Raw genomic sequence first — 7,053 nt, forward strand, 5'->3', positions numbered from 1 at the left:
TTCATCTTCGATATTTTCTTCTTAGTTCTTCCGTCTTCATATAAGATAGTTTAAGCAAATCCTTGCCCGTATATTTCTTTTTACCATTTTCATAAACAGCCGTTCGCTCAGTACAACAATAGCACGGATCAACCGCAGCCAAAATTAGAGCCGCATCAGCAATTGAATAACCTTTAACCGCCGCAACATTTGAAGCAATGTTCATATAACTCGGCGCCCGAATTTTATGACGCACAGGCATGTTTGAACCATCAGAACGCACATAGTGGAAGACCTCACCCCGAGGGGCCTCATGACGACCAATCCCTTCCCCGGGTGGTATTTCCTCAATCTTTGTTTCAATTGGACCCTCTGGCATATTTTTGAGACACTGACGCACAATCTTTATTGATTCAAAACACTCCAACAATCTCACTTTTGCCTTTGCGAGAACATCCCCTTCTTCAAATACTACGATATTCCAGTCTACTTTATCATAGGCATCGTATGGATCATCTTTACGGACATCAATAGCCACACCCGAACCTCGGGCAGTCGGACCCAATACTCCATAGGCGATCGCATCCTCTTTTTTCAAAATTCCCACCCCTTCAAGTCTCGCTCGAATCACCGGATCGTCAAGAATTGCCTTTGTAAACATTGCTGTTTTCTCTTCAATCAAATTCAAATATTCTTCAATCTTTGGATAGTCTTCAGGCAGTATATCCCTTCTTGCGCCACCAATCTTGTTTATTGCATAATGGTTGCGATTGCCCATGATAAGTTCAAATAAATCAAGCAAGGGTTCGCGATAACGCCACACCCACATCCAGACTGTATTATAACCAATGAAATGACCAGCAAGACCAAGCCATAGGTAATGGGAGTGTATTCTCTCCAGTTCGCCAATAATCGTTCTAATATACTGAGCCCGGGGCGGCGGTTTGATACCGCAGATATCCTCAACTGCCAGGCAATAGGCATAAGGGTGGGAATCAGAACAGATCCCGCATATTCGCTCCACAAGAAATGGGACCTGGTCAAAGGTCATGGTCTGGGCAATATACTCGTGACCACGATGGTTGTAACCGAGATTTATTTCTAAATCAACCACCTTCTCACCCTCAACAATCAGTTTGAAAAATTCAGGTTCTTCCTGAAGGGGATGATAGGGTCCGATAGGCACCACCCGATATTTCGGATTTCGGATTTCGAATTTCGAATTTATCTCACTCATAGTCTCTCCTCAATGGATATGTCCCTTCGGGCCAATCATCTGAAGTTAAAAGTGGAATGAGATTTGGATGGCCGATAAAATCAACCCCAAGCAATTCGTGAATCTCTCTTTCAATCCAGTTGGCGGCGGGGAGAAAATCAGCAAGACTCTTAATCTTTGGGTCATCTTTAGGGACGACTGTTTTGATATTATAGTATGTGCCGCTTGGGTCATGAGAAAAATGATATAATATTTCTATCCCTGCATGGGTGTCAATCCCGGTAGCAATGGATAATCGGCAACCCAAATCATAAAAGAGATATCGAGCAAAATCATAAACGCGATCCCGATTTATTCGGATATAAGTCCGCCTTGGAGAATGGATTTTAATTTCAACCCCCGGGAATTTGTTCTTTATCTCATTTAATATCGCCTCGGAATATTCCTTCTTCATATACTCCCCTTACGCTCTTTTACCATACCCATAATTCGCTTTCCAGCCATATCTGCACACTTCATTTCAATCTCTGCAAAGCCTTTACCACCCCCATAATTATCGCTTCCGGTTTCGGAGGACAACCTGGGATATAGACATCAATCGGCAGATGCTTATCATAAGGACCGACGACATTATAAGATTTTTCAAACATATGACAATGACAGGTGCAGGTTCCAACACCAATCACCAAACAAGGTTTAGGGGTTTCTTCATAAACCCGTAATACCCTTGGTAAACTCTTTCTATTTAGAACCCCTGTTACGAGTAAGGCATCGGCATGTCGGGGTGAACCGACAAGGACGATCCCAAATCTTTCCACATCCCATCTTGGGGTCAAAACATCCAAAATTTCAATATCACAATTATTACAGGAAGCAGCCGCAACATGAAAAACCCAGGGCGATTTTTTTAATCCCCAGAGTTTGAAATTTCCCATCCCTCGCCTCCTTTTCAAAAACCCTTTAACGCCAGTACCACACCGACTATTGCTAAAATTCCCATAAACAGCCAGAAAAATTTTAAAGTTTGGTCAATGCGCAATCGGGGATTTGTATTTTTTATCAAAATTACCAAACCCAGGATTAATAGAAATTTCAAAATTGCCCACCAGTCCCCAATGCCACCCCATAAAAGCGAAATCATAAATAGGGGTAAAAGAAAGAGCATCATCGCCCGGGTGATTTTGTAAAGTCCGAGCGCGACGCCTGAATATTCGATATAAGGTCCAGCCATGATTTCTTGTTCTGCCTCGGGAATGTCAAATGGTACAAAACCAAGTTTTGCCTGGATAACGAATAAAAATATCAATCCGAAGATAATGCCCGAGATTGAATAAAGAAATGGACCATGCATCTGCTGATATTGGATTATATCGCCAAACTTTATTGTGCCCCCGGCTTTTAAAACAATTCCGGCAAGGGTGATTAAAAATGGCAACTCATATGCGAAATACTGTGTCATCTCCCTTGAAGCACCAACGCTCGCTAGGGGATTGCGCGAAGCTGAACCACCGATGATAACTCCGATTGGCGGTAGAGCAAGAAGGTAAATCATCACGATAAGGTCACCCACAAAAGTAGTCTTTGGTGCAAAGTTCATCTTAAACAACATCACTGCCAAAAGAGACATCGCAATCAAACCAAGTAGTGGTCCCAGGTAGAAAAGGACCGATGAGGTTCCTTCAGGGATGATCGTCTCTTTGATTAACAATTTCAAAAAATCGGCATAAGGTTGATACCAGGGAGGACCAACCCGCATCTGGATTCGCGCTGTCACCTTGCGGTCAATCCAGGTTAAAAACATCCCGATTATTGCCGTAAATAAAAACCCAGGGAAGACCAAATAATTGAATAAAAATTCCAGAATATTCATCACCTTCTCCTCATAAACGCATCTTTTGATAACATCCGCACACCAATTTCCAGTTTTTTAATTTCACTTTCCTCAAGAAACTGCAGGGCCCCTGAGGAACAGGCTGCCACACACCTCGGTCCTTCCTCACGGTCCGCACAAAGATTACATTTCTGCGCAATATGTCGCACGAGCGGTGCATCAATAACCCCAAAAGGACAGGCGAATACACAGCTTTTGCAGCCGATGCACCTGAAAGATGAACGCACGACCCGCCCGGTATCCTCATCTCTGGTTATCGCCTGAACAGGACATGAAGCAAGGCAGAGCGCTTCTTTGCAGTGCCGGCAGGCTAAAGGTAAATATGCCATATTCTCAATCGCGCCGTGGCGGATCCGTCCTTCGCCTTTAAATGCTGAACGACATGCTGCTTCACACGATCGACACCCACAACATAGGTCTAAATCTAAAACTATTCGACGGGCCATATCTGCACCTCGGTAGGAATAAAATTCACAAAATCCCCCACCAGTTCATATGCAAAAAGACCTCGTACCTCCGGAGTTTCGGGTTGTGTGAAGACCGTCCCCCGAGGTACCTCTGACATAATCTTCACCTGTAACTTAGCCTTACCCATTATCGATTCGATCACCACCGGTTCATTCTCTTTCACTCCCAGTTCCCGAGCATCAAATGGATTTAATTTCAAAACCGGCTTTTCCCATAACCCCATATAGTGGAAGGCAATTTTTTCCCCGAATAAGGTTAAATTGCGTTTTTGAACTCTATCTTTCAGCCGCTGAATTCCTTCTTTTACATCAAATTTCAATTCGCATCCAGGTAATTGACCTTCGGAACTCTCCAGCCCACAGCGTTTGAAAAGCGTCTCAATCGTTTGTGCCCCACTCGCAGGGACAATTTCACCGTCCAGTTGTCTTTCGCCTCCGATCGTAATAATCGTTCCGGACTTCTCAATATTTAATGCCATGGGTAATTGGGTATACTTTTTGAAACGGAGGGTAGAAGTAGCATATGCCTTTATCTGCCCCAGACCATTGGTGATCTGAGGGTAATAAAAAGGAAATAATTCTCCGAAGGTGATCAGATACTTGATCTTGTTATCTTTAACAGCATTCCAAATTTTACCAAAAGGTGGTAGTTGAAAATGGGGGGTAAATTCAAATATTGGCAATATCTTTTTGTTCGCACTACTCAATCTCCTGGCTCCTTCTAAAATCAATTGAGGTTCATAACTATGAGCAAATGGCAAAGTGAGAATTAAAAGGCTATTCTCCGTGGTCTTGAATACCTGGGCAATATCATCAAGTGTTCTCTCGGAAACGCCGCAAATTTCTTCAATATTGAATCCGGGCATCTTTTCGCCTGCAAGTCTCAAGAGCAGTATCCCTTCGGTCCCGGGGTGCACGCGCAAAAAGTCGGTAGCAAAATAAGCCGTATGACTACGGAGCGAATCAACGACCACCAGCCGGTGTTTTCTATCAGCAAGTCGCCAGTTGATCAAATCGCGCGAAATCATAGGGGTATAGTTAAAAACATCTCCCACCACAATTATCATATCGGACTTTCCAATCTCCTCAATTGACGCCCAAGATTGTCTGTCAATAAAATACCTCAGTCCTGACTCGGGTTCAAGGTAAGCACTTACAATATTTTTAATCCCATACCGATGCGCGAAACCAATCACCCGCACCTCTTCTTCAATAGTCAAGTTGCGATCAAGGGTAATTGCGACGGTCTCGGGCTCTTTCAATATCTCAGCCAATTCTGATTTTATACTCTCCCACTCCGTATATTTGTCCTCTCGGACCGGGACGCAAAGCCGTTTGGGATGATTCAGATATACCGGTGCCGCACTTCCTCGGGGGCAGATCCGCCCCTGATTGGGAGTGTCTTTTAAGTATTCGACACCTTTTATCCCAAAATCATCAAAAACGATACCCAGTTCGCACCCGTATCCACAGAAAGGGCACAGTGTGCGTTTAATGGTTAATTTTGAATCCTGAGTAATCATAGGAACGGATCCTCAATATCTTTAACATCCTTCCAGGTCAATACCGGACCATCCTTGCATACATAGAATTTGCCCACCCGACAGTGATTGCATTTTCCAATACCACAGGACATATTTTTCTCCATTGAAAGATAAATATTGGTATCTTTAAAACCTGCCTCAACCAGCCGTTGGGTTGTAAACTTCATCATCAAGGGTGGACCACATACGATTGCGGGCGTCGTTTTTACATCCACCGGGATTTCATCAAGAATGGTAGTAACCACTCCCACCCTGCCTTTCCATTCTTCATCACCCACATCCACGGTCAATAGTATATCAACATTTTTTATCTTTTGCCATTCTGGGATTAAATGTTTGTAGACAATATCTTTAGGAGTGCGTGCTCCATACCGAATGTATATCTTCTTGTAGTCCTTGATATTTTCAACCAGTGCCAGAAAGAGTGCCCGCAGTGGTGCAAATCCTACTCCTCCACCCACGATGAAAACATCTTTCTTTTTAAAATCTTTAAGCGGATAAGGTTTTCCAAAAGGACCCCGTACCCCCAAAATATCACCTTCTTTCAATTCAAAGAGTGCCTGGGTGACCCGTCCCACCTTCATGATGGTAAATTCAAGATCTTTCGCATAAGGCGAGGAAGAAGGTGTAAATGGTGCCTCACCCACTCCCGGTACGGTTAATTCAGCAAACTGACCGGCTTCAAACTCAATAGGCTTTCCTTCAAGCACGAAGGTCTTTATCGTTGGTGTTTCGGGGATGATCTTTTTTATCCGGGTCAAAAGCGGTTGGTAAGGATTCATAATTTAGTTAATATCTTCCTGATATCTATCTTTGCCGAACAACCCACCAAGCATCGTCCGCAGCCTGAACAGGCAAAGATTTTTTCGTATTGATAAAAATAATTAAATTTGCATTGAAATCTATTCCAGAATCGTTCATCAATGCGACTGCGCGGATTTGCTCCACCGCCGACGCGGGCATAAGCCGCATAATAACAGGCATCCCAGGTTCTGACACGCTCAATGTCATCGCCTTTTTTATAATCGCTTAACAAAAAACAGTAACAGGTGGGACAAGCATAAAGACAGGAAAAACATTCAACACATTCATCCCGGGCATCACGAATTTTATTTCTATCTACTTTCTCCACCAGTTCCGGAATTTTAGCCTTGAGTTTATTTTTATTTATCATCTCCAGTTTTTCCAGTGCCTTTTTCCGGCTCTCATCCCGCTCTTGGAGAATTTCCTCAGCGGCTTTTTCAAATAAATCACCATTCTCATTGATCAATACCTCGCCCCTGGGAGTGAAAACCTGAATTAAATACCCACCCTGCACTGGAGTGAGATTTAAATCACCCACTCCTTCTGGGTAGGGTTTCAACCCTACCATATTACAAAAACAGGTATCTTGAGGCTCCGGACAATCTGCAGAAATAATAACTGTGTTTTCCCGGCGAATTTTATAGATGGAATCAACCGGCTCCCAATTCAGAAAGACCCGATCATGAACTTCGATTCCTCTGAGATCACAATTTTTGATTCCCATGACGATAATTGGTTCGGACCTTATTTCCATTGCGGTGGGAAAACGCGCCACTGTCCCCCGGCTGGGAAAAAAGAAATGTTTAACATTCTCGGCTGTTCTAATCCCGGTAAAATCCGGATGAACAAATGATTCAGCACAATAGGCAATAATATGGCTCTTACCATTTTCCCGAAAAGGATAGAAAACTTTTGCCCGCCGGGCAAGCCTCTCTATCCATTCTTTAATATTATTCACGGGTAATAAAAAATTCATAAGACATAGATTATATCCAAAAAGAAAAAAAAGTCAATAATTCACATTACTGAGTACTCCTCACTTTTTCCTCCCCCTTTGATGGGGGAGGATTAAGGTGGGGGTGATAAAAATGGATTTGTCTCTTGATTCTTTTTCAATTTGTTTTAAAATCATGGCGGAGGCCATGATGAAAA

At 43.2% G+C, this 7,053-nt stretch carries 8 protein-coding genes; all 8 read right to left on the reverse strand.

Translation table 11 applies throughout. From position 1 onward, the window contains the following. Position 1 precedes the first annotated feature (1 nt). A complete protein-coding gene (locus ABIL39_03965; GenBank protein MEO0165276.1) occupies positions 2 to 1,216 on the reverse strand; it encodes a nickel-dependent hydrogenase large subunit in 1,215 nt (404 codons plus the stop codon). After that, positions 1,209 to 1,649, reverse strand: coding sequence for an NADH-quinone oxidoreductase subunit C (locus ABIL39_03970; GenBank protein MEO0165277.1), 441 nt, complete (start codon positions 1,647 to 1,649; stop codon positions 1,209 to 1,211). Before ABIL39_03970 ends, ABIL39_03965 begins: the two co-directional genes overlap by 8 nt. Before the next feature lie 61 nt (positions 1,650 to 1,710). Then, entirely contained in the window at positions 1,711 to 2,130 is a 420-nt protein-coding gene (gene nuoB / locus ABIL39_03975; GenBank protein ID MEO0165278.1) for an NADH-quinone oxidoreductase subunit NuoB, read from the reverse strand. Positions 2,131 to 2,144: 14 nt separating this feature from the next. After that, a complete protein-coding gene (locus ABIL39_03980) occupies positions 2,145 to 3,065 on the reverse strand; it encodes a complex I subunit 1 family protein (protein MEO0165279.1) in 921 nt (306 codons plus the stop codon). Next, a complete protein-coding gene (locus tag ABIL39_03985) occupies positions 3,065 to 3,532 on the reverse strand; it encodes a 4Fe-4S dicluster domain-containing protein (GenBank protein ID MEO0165280.1) in 468 nt (155 codons plus the stop codon). The genes ABIL39_03980 and ABIL39_03985 overlap by 1 nt, the downstream gene beginning before the upstream one ends. Beyond that, positions 3,517 to 5,076 carry a molybdopterin dinucleotide binding domain-containing protein gene (locus ABIL39_03990; protein MEO0165281.1) on the reverse strand — a complete coding sequence of 520 codons (1,560 nt, stop codon included), beginning with the start codon at positions 5,074 to 5,076 and terminating at the stop codon, positions 3,517 to 3,519. Before ABIL39_03990 ends, ABIL39_03985 begins: the two co-directional genes overlap by 16 nt. After that, on the reverse strand, positions 5,073 to 5,879 hold the full coding sequence (locus tag ABIL39_03995; protein ID MEO0165282.1) for an FAD/NAD(P)-binding protein: 807 nt from the start codon (positions 5,877 to 5,879) through the stop codon (positions 5,073 to 5,075). Before ABIL39_03995 ends, ABIL39_03990 begins: the two co-directional genes overlap by 4 nt. Next, entirely contained in the window at positions 5,876 to 6,877 is a 1,002-nt protein-coding gene (locus ABIL39_04000) for a 4Fe-4S dicluster domain-containing protein (protein MEO0165283.1), read from the reverse strand. Before ABIL39_04000 ends, ABIL39_03995 begins: the two co-directional genes overlap by 4 nt. Positions 6,878 to 7,053: the final 176 nt, after the last annotated feature.

The sequence above is a fragment of the candidate division WOR-3 bacterium genome (assembly GCA_039802205.1).
In the GTDB taxonomy this organism is placed as follows: Bacteria; Hydrothermota; Tepidihabitantia; order SM23-42; family JAOAFX01; genus JAOAFX01.

Bases quoted from the DNA above. Each gene is read 5' to 3' on its own strand.
- ABIL39_03965 (MEO0165276.1), bottom strand. From the start codon at position 1,216: ATGAGTGAGATAAATTCGAAATTCGAAATCCGAAATCCGAAATATCGG.
- ABIL39_03970 (MEO0165277.1), bottom strand. From the start codon at position 1,649: ATGAAGAAGGAATATTCCGAGGCGATATTAAATGAGATAAAGAACAAA.
- nuoB (MEO0165278.1), bottom strand. From the start codon at position 2,130: ATGGGAAATTTCAAACTCTGGGGATTAAAAAAATCGCCCTGGGTTTTT.
- ABIL39_03980 (MEO0165279.1), bottom strand. From the start codon at position 3,065: ATGAATATTCTGGAATTTTTATTCAATTATTTGGTCTTCCCTGGGTTT.
- ABIL39_03985 (MEO0165280.1), bottom strand. From the start codon at position 3,532: ATGGCCCGTCGAATAGTTTTAGATTTAGACCTATGTTGTGGGTGTCGA.
- ABIL39_03990 (MEO0165281.1), bottom strand. From the start codon at position 5,076: ATGATTACTCAGGATTCAAAATTAACCATTAAACGCACACTGTGCCCT.
- ABIL39_03995 (MEO0165282.1), bottom strand. From the start codon at position 5,879: ATGAATCCTTACCAACCGCTTTTGACCCGGATAAAAAAGATCATCCCC.
- ABIL39_04000 (MEO0165283.1), bottom strand. From the start codon at position 6,877: ATGAATTTTTTATTACCCGTGAATAATATTAAAGAATGGATAGAGAGG.